This is a genomic window from Streptomyces sp. AHU1 (assembly GCF_045343905.1).
Lineage (GTDB): Bacteria > Actinomycetota > Actinomycetes > Streptomycetales > Streptomycetaceae > Streptomyces > Streptomyces triticiradicis.
Genome location: NZ_CP174283.1, coordinates 4,317,501 through 4,333,215 on the forward strand (window position 1 = coordinate 4,317,501; position 15,715 = coordinate 4,333,215).

The following is a 15,715-nucleotide window of genomic DNA, read 5'->3' on the forward strand; positions in this document are numbered from 1 at the left end:
GAGAGGTCCTGGAGCAGGTCCTCCTCGAAGACCGTGGCGAGGCGCATGGCTTCCAGCCACTTCTCCCGGCCCTCGTCGGTCAGCTCGACGATGACGCGCACCCGGTTCGATTCGTCGCGCTCCCGGGTGACCAGCCCCTCCGTGACCATGCGGTCGATGCGGTGGGTCATGGCCGCCGGGGTGAGGCCGAGGCGCTTGGCGAGCTCGCTCGGGCCGAGGCGGTACGGGGCGCCGGCGAGGACCAGCGCCTTCAGGACCTCCCACTCGGCGTTGCTGATGCCGAGCGCGGCGGTCTGGCGGCCGTAGGCGACGTTCATCCGCCGGTTGAGGCGGGACAGCGCCGAGACGATCTTCTCGACCTGGGGGTCGAGGTCCTGGAACTCGCGCTGGTAGGCGGCGATCTGTTCTTCGAGTGTCGGCTCGCTGACGCCGGGGGTGTCGCCCATGGCCCGAGTATCGCATGGCGTCGCTTGGTGTCGAAGTCCTTCAAGGTGTAGAGTTCAACTTCGAAATTTAGCTTTGAAGTCTTCGAGCTTGCATTCATGCACGGGGAACGTGTCACGGACGCGGGACCCGCACGGGCAGCCGGTACGGCTTCACGACCAAGGCAGGTGAAAGTGACCAGGGCGATGGGCGCAGCGATGCGCCGGATCCACATGGGCAACGCGCTCAGCGCGTTCGGGCTCGGCTTTACCGTCCCCTTCCTCTACGTCTACGTGGCGCAGGTGCGGGGACTCGGCTCCATGACGGCGGGCGTCGTGCTCGCCGTCTTCGCCGTGGCCGCTCTCGTCGTGCTGCCGTTCGCCGGACGGGCGATCGTCCGGCGCGGTCCCCTGCCGGTCCTGCTCGCCGCCCTGGTCACCGCCGCCCTGGGTGCGCTGAGCCTCGGCCTGGCGAACAGCGCGACGACCGTGGTGCTGTCGGCGGCGGCGCTCGGTGCCGGGCAGGCGGTGATGCAGCCGTCGCTCGCGACGATGATCGTGGACTGCTCCTCGGCGGACACCCGCTCGCGGGCCTTCGCGACACAGTTCTTCCTGCAGAACCTGGGACTCGGTGTCGGTGGGCTCATCGGCGGCCACATCGTCGATCCGGACCGGGCGAGCTCGTTCACGCTGCTGTTCGCGATCGAGGCAGCGATGTTCCTGGTGCTGGTCGTGATCATGGCGACCGTCCGGATGCCGCACGCGCCGCGGATCGACGGGAACGCGCCCCGGTCCAGGGGCGGCAGCTGGAAGGAGCTGCTCGGCAACCGGGCCATGGTGCAGCTCTCCGTGCTGGGCTTCGTGCTGTTCTTCGCCTGCTACGGACAGTTCGAGTCGGGGCTGTCCGCGTACGGCGTCGAGGCGGCCGGGATCTCCACGTCCGCGCTCGGTACGGCGATGGCGGCGAACACGGCGATGATCGTGGTCGCGCAGTTCGCGGTGCTGAAGTTCGTCGAGCGCCGCAAGCGGACCCGGGTGATCGCCGCGGTCGGGCTCATCTGGGCCGTCGCCTGGCTGGCGGCCGGGTACGCGGGCCTCGGGCACGGCAGCCGGACCATGGCCACGGCGGCCTTCGTCTCGACGTACGCGCTCTTCGGGCTCGGTGAGGCGATGCTGTCGCCGACGGTCGCCCCGCTGGTCGCCGATCTGGCGCCGACGGGCATGGCGGGTCAGTACAACTCCGCCTTCGCCCTGGTGAAGCAGCTCGCGCTGGCGATCGGTCCGGCGGTGGGCGGCCCGATGGGGGCCTCGCTGCACGGCCCGTACGTCGTGACGTTCCTGCTCTTCTCGCTCGGCATCACCGTCCTGGCCCTGCGGCTCGGACGGCGGCTCACCCCCGTGCAGGACCAGCCGTCGCTCGCGAGGAGCCGGGTGGTCGCGCAGGGCGGGGCCGCGGCCGAGCCGATGCCCGCGAGCGCCTGACCGGCGGGCGCGCGGGAGAGGTGCGGATCACGGCGGCCGCCGTCACGGAGAGACGTGACGGCGGCCGTTTCGTGTGCGCGGTCGCGGGTCTCAGCGGATGCCGGTCAGCAGGTTGGCGGTGAAGGGGAGGGTCGCGGTGCCGTCGGGGGCGGTGTGGTTGGTGAGGCGGGCGTGGACGACCCGCCCGGCGTTCAGGAGTGCCTCCTCACCCCCAGTGTCGACGATCGCCTGTCCCCAGGATGTGGACGAGAGCTGGCCGGGGGCGTAGGCGTCGAGGGGCGGGAGGGCGATGCCGAAGGTGATCTGCCGGACCGCGACCTCGTGGAAGCCGGCACCGCGCAGGGCGGTGGAGAGCCGCTCGGGGGTACCGGAGAAGGCGCCCTCGTAGTTCACCGCGAGCTCCTTGCCGCCGTACTCCTCGACCGCCTCGTACTGGGCGACGAAGTACGGGATGAGTTCCCTGGCGGCCCACGCGGTGGCGGCGAAGCGTCCGCCGGAGCGGATCACGCGGGCCGCCTCCGCGAAGGCCTCCTCCAGGCCGGGGAAGAACTGGACGCCCTGCTGGCACACGACCGCGTCGAAGGCCGCGTCCTCGTAGGGGAGTCTTTCGGCGGAGGCGACGGTGAACTCGATGTCCGGGTACATGCGGGGCGCGTGCTCCGCGGCCGTGGCGATCATGCCCGCGTTGACGTCCGCCCCCGAGACCCGGCCGGAGGGGCCGACCCGGGCCGCCGCCGCGCGGGCCGCGAAGCCGGTGCCGCAGGCCAGGTCGAGCACCTTGGCGCCGGGACACAGGTCGACCGCGTCCAGGATCGCTCCCACGAAGGGCGTCATGAACGGTGCCGCGTACCGCTCGTAGCGCTCTGGGGCACTTCCTTTGAGCTGAAAGCCCGATTCGTCTGCCATGAGGAGCTCTTAGCACCGGGCGGCCCTCCCGGCCAGGGGACGCGCGGAACGCGTCCGGGCCGGCCCGGAGCGCGGCTTCGGTCCCCGGAGCGCGGACTCACCTTCCGGGGCGCGGACTCACTTTCCGGCGCGCGGGAGCGCGAACTCGCACCACACCGCCTTGCCGCCGCCCGGTGTGCGGCGGGAGCCCCATCCGGAGGCGATCGTGGCCACGATCGCGATGCCGCGGCCCGTCTCGTCGCCGGGTTCCGCGCGGCGGCGGCGCGGGAGGTGGTCGTCGCCGTCGGTGACCTCGATGATCAGACGGCGGTCGGTGCGGCGCAGCCGCAGGCGCATCGGCGGGGTGCCGTGCTGGAGCGAGTTGGCGACGAGTTCGCTGGCGGCCAGGACGCCGAGGTCGTGCAGGTCGCCGGGGAAACGCCAGCTGGCCAGCACGCCGGAGGCGAAGGCACGCGCGCGCGGGGCCGCTTCCATGCCGCCGAGCAGTTCCAGGGCCGCGTTGCGGAAGAGCTCGCCGTCGGAGCCCGTGCGGGAGGGGTGCTGGAGGACCAGGACGGCGACGTCGTCGTCGTGGTCGGCGGTGACGCCGGCCGCGCGCACCAGGCGGTCGCAGATCACCTGCGGACCGCCCGTCGCTCCGGCCAGGGCGCGTTCCAGGGAGGCGATGCCCTCGTCGAGGTCCTCGTCGCGGCGCTCGACGAGGCCGTCCGTGTACAGGACGGCGGTGGAGCCGGGGCCCAGCGGCACCGAGCCGGAGGCGTGCAGCCAGCCGCCGGTGCCGAGCGGCGGTCCGGTCGGTTCGTCGGCCCGGTGGATGGTGCCGTTCTCGTCGCGGACCAGGATGGGCAGGTGGCCGGCGGAGGCGTAGACGAGCCGGCCCTCGTTCGGGTCGTGGACGGCGTACACGCAGGTGGCGATCTGGTTGGCGTCGATCTCGGTGGCGAGGCCGTCGAGGAGCTGCAGGACCTCGTGCGGCGGCAGGTCGAGCCGGGCGTACGCGCGCACGGCCGTGCGCAGCTGGCCCATGACGGCGGCCGCGCGGACCCCGCGGCCCATGACGTCGCCGATGACGAGCGCGGTGCGGCCGCCGCCGAGGGTGATGACGTCGTACCAGTCCCCGCCGACCGCCGCTTCCGTGCCGCCGGGCAGGTAGGTGGCGGCGATGCGCAGGTCGTCGGGTTCCTCCAGCTCCTGCGGGAGCAGGGAGCGCTGGAGGGTGACGGCGGTCTCGCGCTGACGGCGTTCGCTGGCGCGCAGCCGCTCGGCGGCCTCGGCGTGGTCGGTGACGTCGGTGGCGAAGACGAGCACTCCGCGGCCGTCGCTCCCCGAGGAGGTGTCGACGGGGGTGCAGGTGAACGTGTACGAGCGGCCCGTCGAGACCTTGCGGGACTTGACGGTACGGGGTCTGGAGCTGCGCAGGACCTGGTCGAGGAGCGGCAGCAGGCCGAGCTCGTCCAGCTCGGGCAGCGCCTCGCGCGCGGGTGCGCCGGCGGGGCGGGCGCCGAAGGCCGCCGTGTAGGCGTCGTTGACGTACGAGACGCGGTGCTCGGGACCGTGCACGAGGGCGACGAGGGCGGGGACGCGGTCGAGGACCGCGTGCACCGGGAGTTCGTCGACGGCGAGCCCGGGCGGGGCGTCGTCGGTCAGCTGCTCGACGCGGGCCGCCGGCACGGAGCCTTCCCCTCGCTTGTCCGGGGCGGCCGTGGGTGCGGCCGTGTGCTCGGTCCGCGCTGCGGCGCGGCGCTGCGTTCCGGGGAGCCGGGCGCTCCAGCGCGTGAAGTTCACAGTGGGAAAAGCCTCGTGTTAGAAGGGCGAGCGGTTCACCCGCCCAAAGTCGTGGACCTGTCTGGCAGTCTGACCGACCGGGTCTGCTTCCGTCAGACGCCGTCCCTGCCGGTGGAGTTCCGCTGTCCGGTCAGGACGACCCCTTCGGGTCGGTCGGAGGCTTTCCCCCGGCCGCCAGTTCGAACTCCGCACGGGGGTGTTCGAGTGAACCGAGGGACACGATCTCCCGCTTGAAGAGACCCGCCAGGGTCCATTCGGCGAGTACACGGGCCTTGCGGTTGAAGGTCGGCACCCTGCTGAGGTGGTAGACGCGGTGCATGAACCAGGCAGGATAGCCCCTCAGCTTGCGCCCGTAGACGTGTGCGACCCCCTTGTGCAGTCCCAGGGAGGCGACCGAGCCGACGTACCTGTGGGAGTAGGTCTCCAGGGGCTCGCCGCGCAGGGTGTGCGCGATGTTGTCGCCGAGGACCTTCGCCTGGCGCACGGCGTGCTGGGCGTTGGGCGCCGTCTCCTTGCCGGGTTCCGCGGTCACGTCGGGGACGGCGGCGGCGTCTCCGGCGGCCCAGGCGTGCGTGACGCCGTCGACGGTGAGCTGGGGGGTGCACTTGAGGCGGCCGCGCTCGTTCAGGGGGAGGTCGGTCGCGGCGAGGAGGGGGTGCGGTTTCACGCCGGCCGTCCACACGACGGTGCGCGTCGGGAAGCGCGCGCCGTCACTGAGGACGGCGACCCGGTCCGCGCAACTGTTGAGGCGGGTCTCCAGGCGCACCTCGATGTTGCGCCGGCGCAGCTGGCTGACCGTGTACCGGCCCATCTCCTCGCCGACCTCGGGGAGGATGCGGTCGGAGGCCTCGACGAGGATCCACTTCATGTCCTCGGGCTTGATGTTGAGGTAGTACCGCGCGGTGTAGCGGGCCATGTCCTCCAGTTCGCCGAGCGCCTCGACGCCGGCGTAACCGCCTCCCACGAAGACGAAGGTGAGGGCCGCGTCCCGGATCGCGGGGTCGCGGGTGGAGGAGGCGATGTCCATCTGCTCGATGACGTGGTTGCGCAGGCCGATGGCCTCTTCGACCGTCTTGAAGCCGATGGCGTACTCGGCAAGCCCGGGGATCGGCAGGGTGCGCGAGACCGAGCCGGGGGCGAGCACGAGTTCGTCGTAGGTGATCTGCTCCGCGCCCGCGCCCTCCTCCTCGGTGGCGAGCGTGGTGAGCGTGGCGGTGCGCTTGGCGTGGTCGACCGACCGGACCTCGCCGATGACGATCCGGCACCGGTCGAGGACCCGGCGCAGCGGAACGACCACGTGACGCGGCGAGATCGAGCCCGCGGCGGCTTCGGGAAGGAACGGCTGGTACGTCATGTACGGGTCGGGCGACACGACCGTGATCTCGACCTCGCCCCGCTTCAGTTCGGGCTTCAACTGCCGCTGGAGGCGCAGGGCGGTGTACATGCCGACGTAGCCGCCGCCGACGATGAGAATGCGCGCACGTTCCTTCACCGTCCCATGACGCACCCCGCTCCGGAGTTTGTCCACAGCCCCGGCAATTTGTGTGACCGGTCGCCGACAACGTGCGGAGTTGGCCGGTTTGTCGGAGTCTAGGGAAAACCCGCTGGTCAAGGTGGGTGAGGGGGGTATTCGGACAGGGCGGAATCGGGACGTACAGGGTCCGTACTCCGATCGGGGGGCGCTCCGTGCGGAACCTGCCCCTTCTGAATTGACCCCCACTCAACTATGTTCGTGTGTCGACGGGGTGTAGGGGGATGCGCTCGGCGAGTCCGTACGGCGGGCCCGCACACCAGCTTGTTCCACACGCTCCGGTCTGTCGATGGCGGGGAGAGTCTCCGGGGGGAGACGTCATTACCGGGGGAACGCTTATGCATATTCAGGACTCTCATTGGTCTTCCGCGTCAGCCGTCGCACCTGGTGGTGCGATCGGCGCGGCGCCGAACGGCAACGGCCGCGGTCCGTCGGACGGATCGCGCACGACGCCGTTGCGCGTGGACGCACAGCGCAATCTGGAACACGTACTGCGCGCGGCGCGCGAGGTCTTCGGCGAGCTGGGGTACGGCGCGCCGATGGAGGACGTCGCCCGGCGGGCGAGGGTCGGTGTCGGCACGGTGTACCGGCGCTTCCCGAGCAAGGACGTCCTGGTGCGCCGGATAGCCGAGGAGGAGACCTCCCGGCTGACCGACCAGGCACGCGCCGCGCTCGGCCAGGAGGACGAGCCGTGGTCGGCGCTCTCGCGCTTCCTGCGGACGTCGGTGGCCTCGGGCGCCGGACGGCTGCTGCCGCCGCAGGTGCTGCGGGTCGGCGTCGCCGAGGACGGTCCCGAACCGGACGAGGCACGGGTGCCGCAGCAGCGGTCCCAGCCCGCGCCCGAGCTGCGGCTCGTCGAGCAGCGGCCCGCCCCCGAGGACGAGCCGGTGATCGCCGAGGTGGACGACGCCGGCGCGGCGGCGCTGCTCGAAGTGGTCGGGCGGCTCGTCGACCGGGCGCGCGCGGCGGGCGAGTTGCGCGCGGACGTCACCGTGGCGGACGTCCTGCTGGTCATCGCGACGGCGGCACCCTCGCTGCCGGACGCGGCCCAGCAGGCGGCGGCCTCGGCCCGGCTCCTCGACATCCTGCTGGAGGGCCTGCGCTCGCGTCCGGCGTGAACCGGACCGGCGGCATCGTCCACGGCGCGGGCGGGTTCCGGCCGCGGAACGGCTCCGGGGCCTGAAGGGGTTCCGGGCACGAAAAAGCTCCCGGTGCGCGGAAGCCGCGCGTACGGGTGCTCGCGGGCACACCGGTGCTCCCGGGCGCGAGTGCGGCACGACTCGCGCCCGGGAGCACCGTTCTCGTACGCCTCCGTCGCCTCAGCCGTCTTCTTCCGCTTCCTTCCGCTTCCTTCTGCTTCTTTCCGCTTCCCTCCGTGCGCACGGCGGCCGTTGAGCGTTCCCTGAACGGGTGACAGTCAGTACTGCAGAGCGGCGAAACCCCTCGGACGAGTGGTTGGTCCGTACGAGGGGGTGCCGCTCGGGCGGCCTGTGACAGTCTGTCCCGGTATTCGGGTCCGAGTGTGCGGGCGGGGGCTTTCCGCGATGAGCGTTGACGGGCGGGACGGGGCACTCGGTGACGACGGCCCCGACGGCGGCACGGGAACCGGCGGCTCGCCGTCGCGGCAGGTGCCGTCGCAGCGTGACCGGTGGGACCGGCGCGAGGGCGGTGTCCTGCCGCCCCCACGGGACCCGGCGCTCCCGGCGGACCCGCCTCCCCCCGACGCCGGTCTGATCGGGCGGATGCGCGCGGGCGACGACACGGCGTACGAGGAGCTGTACCGCCGGCACGCCGAGGCCGTCCGCCGCTACGCACGCACCTGCTGCCGCGACCCGCACACCGCCGACGACCTCACGGCCGAGGTGTTCGCCCGCATGCTCCAGGCCGTACGCGGCGGCAGCGGTCCCGAGCACGCCGTGCGCGCGTACCTGCTCACCACCGTCCGCCGGGTCGCCGCGAACTGGACGAGGACGGCCAGACGGGAACAGCTGGTCGACGACTTCGCGGTGTTCGCCGCTCAGGCCTCCCGCGGTTCCGGGGCCCCCGGCGACGCCCTCGACCTCGGCGCGGACGTACGCGCGATGCACGAGGCCGAGCGGTCCATGGCCATGCGGGCCTTCCGCTCGCTGCCGGAGCGGTGGCAGGCCGTGCTGTGGCACACCGAGGTCGAGGACGAGTCCCCGAGCGAGGTCGCCACGCTCTTCGGCCTCGACGCGAACGGCACCCGTGTGCTCGCCAGCCGCGCCCGCGAGGGGCTGAGGCAGGCCTACCTCCAGGCGCACGTCAGCACCACGCCCGCCCTGGACGAGGAGTGCGCGCGCCACGCCGACCGGCTCGGGGCCTACGCCCGCGGCGGCCTGCGCACCCGTGCCGAACGGGGTCTGCGCAAGCACCTGGAGGAATGCGCCAGGTGCCGCCTGGCCGCGGGCCAGATCGAGGAGGTGGCCGGCGGGATCCCCGCGGTCGTACCGGTCGCGGTCATCGGCTGGTTCGGCGCCGCCGGGTACGCGAAGGCCCTCGCGCTCGTCGCCGGTGGCGCCGGAGCGGGTGCGGCCGGCGCCGCGGCCGTGGCGGGCGGCGGCTCGTCGGGAGCGGGTGCCGGAGGCGGCGCCGCGGTCGCCGAGGGACTCGGCGCTCCGGTCAAGGCCGGTATCGCGGCGGGTGTCGTCACGGTGGCCGCGGCGGCGGTGGCGCTCTCCCTGGTCGGCGACGACAGCCCCGCCCGACGGCCCGGGGCGGCACCGGCCGCCTCACCCGCCGTCGAGGCGCCGGTGCCGTCGCCGGTGCCGACCAGGAGATCCCCCGCGCCCGGGCCACCGGCGGTGCTGCACGGGCCGGCACCCGCCCCGCCCCCCTCGGCGGAGCCGAGGCCCACCCCGAAGCCGGCGCCGAGAGCGACCCCGAGCCCGAGTCCGCACCCCGCGCCGGCCCCGGTCCCGGCCTCGGTCCCGCTGCCGGGACCGACCCCGCCGAAGCCCGAACCGACCCCGACGCCCCTCCCTCCCGCCCCCGTCGTCTACCGGTGGAGCGACCTGGAGTACGACGTCCTCGGCGACCACACCGGGCCGGAGATGCGACTGATCGGGAGCAGCCGGGTGTGGCAGCGCGACGGAATGAACATCGCGGACACCCCGTACGCGCACGGGGTGACCGTGCACAGCCGGTCCTCCGTCACCATCGACCTCAACCGCGACTGCGACGCGTACGACGCGATGGCCGGTGTCGACGATCAGACGCGGGGCCTGGGCGAGCTGCGGTTCTCCGTCTACGCGGACGGGTCCCTGCTGTGGCGGTCACCGCTGGTCGAGGGCGGCGATCCGGCGGTCCCCGTCCATGTGGGCCTCGTCGGCCACCGGACGGTCCGGCTCGTCGTCGAACCCCGGAGCCCGTTCGACCCGGCATCACTGGGCGACTGGGCGGAGTCGAAGTTCCTGTGCCGGTGAACGTCTAGCCGACGGGGTGGGCCTCCAGGGCCTCGGTGAGGTCGCGGAGGGCTTCCTCCTGGGTGTAGCCGGAGCCGCGGGCGCGCTCGGACTCGTAGCGTTCCGGGCCGAGCGCCGCGAGCGCGGCGGCCTCGGTGCGCCGGACGTCGGCGCTCTCCCGCTCGGACCGCAGGTCCCCGCCGCGCCAGCCGGTGCCGGCGGCCGTCAGCCGCGCCGCCACCGGGTGGGCGCCCAGTTCGGTGAACAGACGCGCGGCGCTCTCGGCGAAGGCCGACGCCACCACGTCGGAGCACCGCGCGTCCATCGCGTGCCGCAGTGCGGCGCTCAGCTTCCGCAGAGCCGGCACGGGGCCGGACTCGGCGGCCGTGACCAGGGCGTCGACCCAGTTCAGCCCCGCCGTGAACTGGGGTGGCGGGGTGCCCCTGAGGCCCTCCTCGCGCGACTTCTCGCACAGTTCGCGCGCGAGGGCCACCTCCCCGCCCTCCAGGACCACCTGGGCGCGCAGCAGATGGACGAAGGCCCGGGAGTCCGTCACCCCGTACTGGTCGGCGGCGGTGCTCGCCTCGTCCAGGGTCGCCAGGGCCAGAGAACTCTCGCCGGCGCGGTGGGCGATCTCGGCCAGCCGCGCCATGAGGAACGGCACCTCCGCGTACGCGCCCACCTCGTAGGCGAGCCGCAGCGCCTCCTCGTACTCGCCCTTCGCCTCGTCGTACCTGCTGCGTGCCATGGCCGCCTCACCGGCCGCGCTGCACACCTGGGCCCGCATCCAGCGGTCCCCGACCCGTCGGCTGAGCCCACGCAGTTCCTCCAGGTCCTCGTCCACGCCCGGCATGCCGCCCGGAGCGTCGACGACCATGTGCGTGCGGAACATCAGGGCGACGCCGATCTCCCATTCGCCGCCGTACTCACGGCAGTTGGCGACCACCGCGTGCATCGCGGGCCCCACGTCGTCCGGATCGCCCAGGAAGTGCGCGGCCATCGGCCAGACGATCCCCGGCATGCGCGCCGCGTCCGGACCGCCCCCCTCGAAGGCGCCCCGCACCCGTTCCACGTACTCCCGCAGCCGGTTCTCCCCCCACTCGTCCAGCGGGACGACGTCCACCTTCATGAACAGGTGGAGCATCCGCAGCCGCATCCGCATGGCGTGCAGCGGGTGCCGCTCGTCGTGCTCGGGACGGTCGAGGAAGGCGCCCACCGGATCGACGGCCGCGAGTTCGGAGAGGAGACCGGCGCCGGACGCGGCACCCGCGGCCGCCCCCGCCGTACGGTCGCCCGCCGGTGTGTCGAGCAACGTGCCCAGTCTCAGGACGAGGTCCGTCCATTCGATGCCCTCGTACCGGAAGTTGCGCAGCCACCAGAACCAGCCCATGTCGAGGACGACAGCGCCCGCCTCCTCCTCGTCGTGGGCGGCGAGCGCGCGCCGGAGGGCCGCCCGGACGTTGTCGTGCTCGTTCTCCAGGCGCCGGATCCAGGGGAGTTGGCCGGCCGAGCGCAGCTGCGGCTCGGCCTCCTCGACCAGGGCGCGCACCCACGCGCGGTGGCGCCGCTCGGCGGCGGCGCGCAGCCCCGGGACCTCGGCGGCCCGCTCGGTGGCGTACTCGTGGATGGTCTCCAGCATGCGGTAGCGCATCCCGCCGCCCGTGCCGTCCGGAGTGGCGACGAGGAGGGACTTGTCGACGAGAGCGCCGACGAGGTCGGCCGCAGGGCCGGTGCACACGGCCTCCGCGGCGGCCAGGTCCCAGCCGCCCGCGAACACGGACGCCTCGCGCAGCACGGTCCGCTCCCGTTCGTCGAGCAGGTCCCAGGACCAGTCGACGACGGCGCGCAGGGTCTGCTGGCGGGGCAGCACCGTACGGCTTCCGGAGGTGAGCAGCCGGAAGCGGTCGTCGAGCCGGTCGGCGATCTGCCGCGGGGTGAGCAGCCGCAGCCGGGCCGCGGCCAGTTCGATGGCCAGGGGCAGTCCGTCGAGCCGTCGGCAGATCTCGTCCACGGCGGCGGGGTCGTGGAGCGCGGCGGCGTCGAGGCGTGCCACGGAGGCCCGCTCCATGAAGAGCCGGTGCGCGGAATCGGGCGGGAGCGGCTCGACCGGGCGCACCAACTCGCCCGGTACGCCCAGGGGTTCGCGGCTGGTGGCGAGGATCGTGAGTCCGGGGCAGCGGGTCAGCAGCGTCTCGGCGAGTTCGGCCGCCGCGTCGATCACGTGCTCGCAGTTGTCGAGGATCAGGAGCTGGCCGCGCGGGGCGCAGTACTCGACGAGCAGGGTGACCGGGTCGTCCTGCGCGACCGTCATCTCGTTGGCGATCAGTACGGTCTCGCGCAGACCGAGGGCGCTGACCACCGCGCCCGGGACCGCCTCGGGCCGGTCGAGCGGGGCCAGCTCGGCCAGCCACGCCTGCGGAAGCCCGGCGGCGGCCTCCTCGGCGAGGCGGGTCTTCCCCGAACCTCCCGGTCCGGTCAGCGTGACCAGCCGCGCCCTCCGCACATCCGAACGGATGGCCCCGACCTCGTGTTCCCGGCCGACGAAGGAGTCCAGACGGGGACGGATGTTCCCGGTCCGCCGGGCACGGGAGGGGTCCCCGTCCCGGGGCCCGCCGACCGGCGCCGCGACCGTCCCGGATCCGGACTCCCGCGGGTCCAGCAGCGCGGCGTGCAGGTCCCGCAACTCCGGCCCGGGGTCCGCGCCGAGACCGTCCGACAGCGCGCGGCGGACGTCCTCGTACGCGGCCAGCGCGTCGGCACCGCGACCGGTGTCGCGCAGGGCGCGGATGAGCAGGACGTGCAACGCCTCGTCGTACGGGTGGGCCGCCGTCAGCTCCTTCAGCTCCGGTACGACGTCGAAGGCCCGGCAAAGCCGCAGGTCCGCCTCGATCCGGCTGCGCGTCGCCTCCAGGCGCAGGGCTTCCGGGCGGGTCGCGGCGGTGCGGTCGGGGAGGTCCGCGAGGGCGAGGCCGCGCCACAGGGCGAGGGCTTCGCCGAGCCGGGCGGCGGCGGTACGGGCGTCGCCGCCGTCGAGCGCGGTCCTGCCCTCCGTGACGAGCCGCTCGAAGACGAACAGGTCCACGTCGTCCCTGGTGGCCCGGAGCCGGTAGCCGCCGGGCTCCGAGGTGACGGCGTCCTTCCCGACGGCGCGGCGGAGGCGGCCGACCAGTGCCTGCAGCGCCGCCGGGGCGTCCTGGGGCGGGTCGTCCGCCCACACCTCGTCGATGAGGGTGTCCTGCGAGAGCGTGCGGGCGGGGTGGCGGGCCAGGGCCGTGAGCAGCGCGCGTACCCGGGGGCCGCCCAACGTGACCAGGGCCCCCCGGTCGTCCTCCGCCTGGGCAACCCCCAGAATCCCGTACCGCACGCCCCCATTCTCACCGCCCGCCCGCCGTGGGTCACCGCCTTACCCCGCCCCCGGCACGCCCCAAGCCTTCTTTCGCCCCCTCCGCCCCTACCCTTCCCACCCCTGGGGCTCCGCCCCAGACTCCGCTCCTCAAACACCGGAGGGGCTGAATCTTTCCCCGGCCGGGACCGGAACTTTCGCCGACCGGGGCTGTGACCGGCTGGACCTCGCACCCGCAGTCGGCAGCGCGCGGGAGGGGCCGTGCCGGTACATCGAATGCCCGCAGGCCGGACGGATCAGAACCCACCCGCACTTCGAAACCCCGGGGGGGGGGATCCGTCCGGATGCGGGCGGATGTACCGGCACGGCCCCGACCCACACCCCACCGACGCCGCACCGCACCGCACCGCACCAGCCCGGAACCACGAACGGTTCAGGCCCGCCGGGCCCCCGCCCCCAACGCCCTCCCCTGCGGAACGATCCCCGCGGGAACGGCCCGCTGGCGCGCCGGCGTCCCCGTCCAGCAGGTCCCGCGCCGGGCCAGCAACCGCCGCAGCCACAGCTCGAGCGAGACGAGATCGGCCAGCCCGTCGAGGGGCAGCGGCGCCCCCTCCGCTGCCGAGCGCAGCGCCTTGCGGACGACGCGCGCCTCGACCAGCCCCGCCTGCGCGAGCAACGGCGTGTCGAACAGGGAGACCAGGGAATCGGCCGCCACCCGCACCCCGGTCCGGGCCGCCGCCGTGGAGGACGCGTGGGACGGAGCCCCCCACCCGGAGGGCAGATCGGCCACCCCGGCCCCCTCCAGCACCGTCCGCAGGATCGCCGCCCGCGCCCCCGGCTGCACCCGCAGCGCCTCCGGGAGCTCACGGCACGCCCGGACGACCTGGTTGTCCAGGAACGGCGCGTGCAGCCGCTGGAAGCGGATCTCGGCGGCCTGCTCCAGGACGCGGACGTCGGCCGCGTGGCGGGCCAGCGCGGCACGTGCGCGGAAGTCCCCCGGCCGCTGTCCGGGCCCGACGTTCGGCCGCCCGCCGCCCCCTTGCAGCCGAACCGATACTTCAGCCAGCGCCTCCCCCGTCAGCCAGCGCGCGGCCGGCCCGGGTCTCGCCCAGCTGAGCGCGGCGAGCGACGCTCCCACCGCGCCCCCGGGGTCCTCGAACCTCCGGTGCAGCAACTGCTCGGCGAGGACGTCGACTCCGGTGCGGTACGGCGTACGGGCGAGCTTGCGCGCCGCGCCGTACACGCGCGCGGGGACCATCACCGAGCCGTCGGCCTTCGTCAACGCGGCGACGGGACGCACCAGATGGCGCCGCTTGCGGTCCATGAGCAGGTCGGCGAGCCGGGCCGGGTGGGCGTCCAGCACCTGGCGCGCGCCGTAGCCCATGAAGTGGTCCGCGCTGCCGGAGGCGAGCCGCGCGCGGTGGCGTGCCGCCGTCACCAGGGACGGCCCCGGCTCGTCGGTCAGCGGCCCCTCCAGGTCGGCGTACGGAAGCACCTCTTCGCCCCCGGCGACGACCACGTGGTGCAGCCGGGGGTTCGCGGCCAGCGTCCCGGCCCGCTCCACCTCGGCCTCGTGCCCCCGGACCGCGAGGTCGTTGAAGGTCACCGCGAGGAGCCGTTCCCCGGCGCCGGTTCCGTGCCCGAGGACCGTGCCGGGCGCTCCGGGCAGACCTGCGGCGAGCAGCGCGAGGGTCCCCGAGGCGGGCCCTCCGGAGAGGTCGGCCCCGATGCCCGGCACCGGCGTCCCGCGGGCGGCGCGCCGCTCGGCGGGGCCCATGCCGGGCACGGGCCCCGGGTCCACATCGGTGCCCGGCACGTGGCGGGGGGCGGAGAGGCGGGTGCGGACGGCCTCCACGAGGGCGTCCCGTACGGCGTCCACGGCGATCGCGGGATCGGTGGGGGGCGCGGCGACGGCCAGGGAGGCGACGGGCTCGTACCCGGCGATCTCACGCGCTCCGGCCCGCAGGACGAGCGTGTGTCCGGGCGGGATGCGGCGTACGCCCTCGTAGGGGGTGGAGTCGTGCACGGCGGCCGGTACGTCGGGGGCGGCGAGCACCGCGGCCAGGTGGCCGAAGTCGAGGTTGGCCTCGATGAGGTCGGCGAGCGGGAGCGCGGCGGTGGCGTAGGCGGTGCCGCCCGCCCAGGGGGTGTAGAACACGGGCCGGGCGCCGGCGAGGTCGCCGCAGACGGTCACCCGGCGGCCGACCTGGACGACCGCGGTGTAGCTGCCGGACCAGTTGGTGAGGTGGCGGAGCGCTCCGCCGCGCGCGGCGAACAGCCCGACCCGCAGTTCCTCGTCGGAGGCGCCGCAGGTGCCGAGGACGGCGATGCGGTTCTCCGCGTCGGCCTTCACCACGCGCACCTCGTCGGGACGCCAGTCGCCGACGGCCCACAGCGGATCCGGGTCACCCCACAGGAGTTGGGAACCGACGGGGTGCACGGTCTCGCCGTCGTCACCCGTGGCGCCCGCCGAGCCGATCGCGGACGCTCTGGCGACGGTGCTGCTCCACCCCACCAACCATCGCATCGCCGCCTCCACAGGCTGTGGACAACCAGTGCACCGTACGAACTCGGCACCATGCTGCCACGAAGGAGGCGTACGAGAGGGCCCCTGCGGCGGCTTGCACTCCCCCGAGTGCGCCCCCACGCGAACGCCCGCACTGTCGCGCGGGAACGCTCCACCGGCAAATACCTTCCACGCAAAGCCCGTTGGGACCACCGAAGGCCGTCACCCCACGCCGGAGGGAAATCCACTCCGGACCGCCACCCGACCACCGCCGGACGGCCACCGGACCACCGCCGGACGGCCACCCGACCACCGCCG

Annotated in this window: 9 protein-coding genes (1 of these 9 running past the window's edge); 3 read left to right on the forward strand and 6 right to left on the reverse strand. The window is 74.0% G+C overall.

The genetic code is table 11. The features are described 5' to 3' along the window. A protein-coding gene (locus tag ACICHK_RS19275; RefSeq protein WP_151474083.1) for a MarR family winged helix-turn-helix transcriptional regulator crosses the window boundary here: on the reverse strand, positions 1-446 show its 5' portion. The gene continues 103 nt to the left of window position 1, outside the view; 446 of the gene's 549 nt are visible here — the first part of the coding sequence; the start codon lies at positions 444-446; its stop codon lies off the left edge, out of view. Between the two features lie 183 nt (positions 447-629). On the opposite strand from ACICHK_RS19275, the gene ACICHK_RS19280 reads away from it, so the two are divergent. Beyond that, on the forward strand, positions 630-1,904 hold the full coding sequence (locus ACICHK_RS19280) for an MFS transporter (protein WP_406841262.1): 1,275 nt from the start codon (positions 630-632) through the stop codon (positions 1,902-1,904). 90 nt (positions 1,905-1,994) lie between these two features. Here the strand turns inward: ACICHK_RS19280 and ACICHK_RS19285 are convergent, their stop codons facing one another. The 3 genes from ACICHK_RS19285 to ACICHK_RS19295 form a co-directional block, all read right to left on the reverse strand. Further along, entirely contained in the window at positions 1,995-2,810 is an 816-nt protein-coding gene (locus ACICHK_RS19285) for a class I SAM-dependent methyltransferase (protein WP_406837890.1), read from the reverse strand. Positions 2,811-2,927: 117 nt separating this feature from the next. Then, positions 2,928-4,595, reverse strand: coding sequence for a SpoIIE family protein phosphatase (locus tag ACICHK_RS19290; protein WP_151474086.1), 1,668 nt, complete (start codon positions 4,593-4,595; stop codon positions 2,928-2,930). A 130-nt stretch (positions 4,596-4,725) separates the two neighbouring features. Further along, positions 4,726-6,087, reverse strand: coding sequence for an NAD(P)/FAD-dependent oxidoreductase (locus ACICHK_RS19295; protein ID WP_406837891.1), 1,362 nt, complete (start codon positions 6,085-6,087; stop codon positions 4,726-4,728). 377 nt (positions 6,088-6,464) lie between these two features. Between ACICHK_RS19295 and ACICHK_RS19300 the strand changes: the two genes are divergently transcribed. Beyond that, a complete protein-coding gene (locus ACICHK_RS19300; protein ID WP_151474088.1) occupies positions 6,465-7,244 on the forward strand; it encodes a TetR/AcrR family transcriptional regulator in 780 nt (259 codons plus the stop codon). Between the two features lie 426 nt (positions 7,245-7,670). Next, positions 7,671-9,569: a sigma-70 family RNA polymerase sigma factor gene (locus ACICHK_RS19305; protein ID WP_406837892.1), complete on the forward strand. Its 1,899-nt coding sequence runs from the start codon at positions 7,671-7,673 to the stop codon at positions 9,567-9,569. Between the two features lie 4 nt (positions 9,570-9,573). Here the strand turns inward: ACICHK_RS19305 and ACICHK_RS19310 are convergent, their stop codons facing one another. Both ACICHK_RS19310 and ACICHK_RS19315 read right to left on the reverse strand, forming a co-directional pair. After that, entirely contained in the window at positions 9,574-12,912 is a 3,339-nt protein-coding gene (locus ACICHK_RS19310; RefSeq protein WP_406837893.1) for a BTAD domain-containing putative transcriptional regulator, read from the reverse strand. Between the two features lie 412 nt (positions 12,913-13,324). After that, positions 13,325-15,418 (reverse strand): asparagine synthase-related protein, encoded by a 2,094-nt coding sequence (locus tag ACICHK_RS19315; protein WP_406837894.1) that lies wholly within the window; start codon positions 15,416-15,418, stop codon positions 13,325-13,327. Between the last annotated feature and the right edge of the window lie 297 nt (positions 15,419-15,715).

Coding starts and splice junctions, on each gene's coding strand:
- ACICHK_RS19315 (WP_406837894.1), bottom strand. CDS start 15,418: ATGCGATGGTTGGTGGGGTGGAGCAGCACCGTCGCCAGAGCGTCCGCG.
- ACICHK_RS19280 (WP_406841262.1), top strand. CDS start 630: ATGGGCGCAGCGATGCGCCGGATCCACATGGGCAACGCGCTCAGCGCG.
- ACICHK_RS19305 (WP_406837892.1), top strand. CDS start 7,671: ATGAGCGTTGACGGGCGGGACGGGGCACTCGGTGACGACGGCCCCGAC.
- ACICHK_RS19300 (WP_151474088.1), top strand. CDS start 6,465: ATGCATATTCAGGACTCTCATTGGTCTTCCGCGTCAGCCGTCGCACCT.
- ACICHK_RS19285 (WP_406837890.1), bottom strand. CDS start 2,810: ATGGCAGACGAATCGGGCTTTCAGCTCAAAGGAAGTGCCCCAGAGCGC.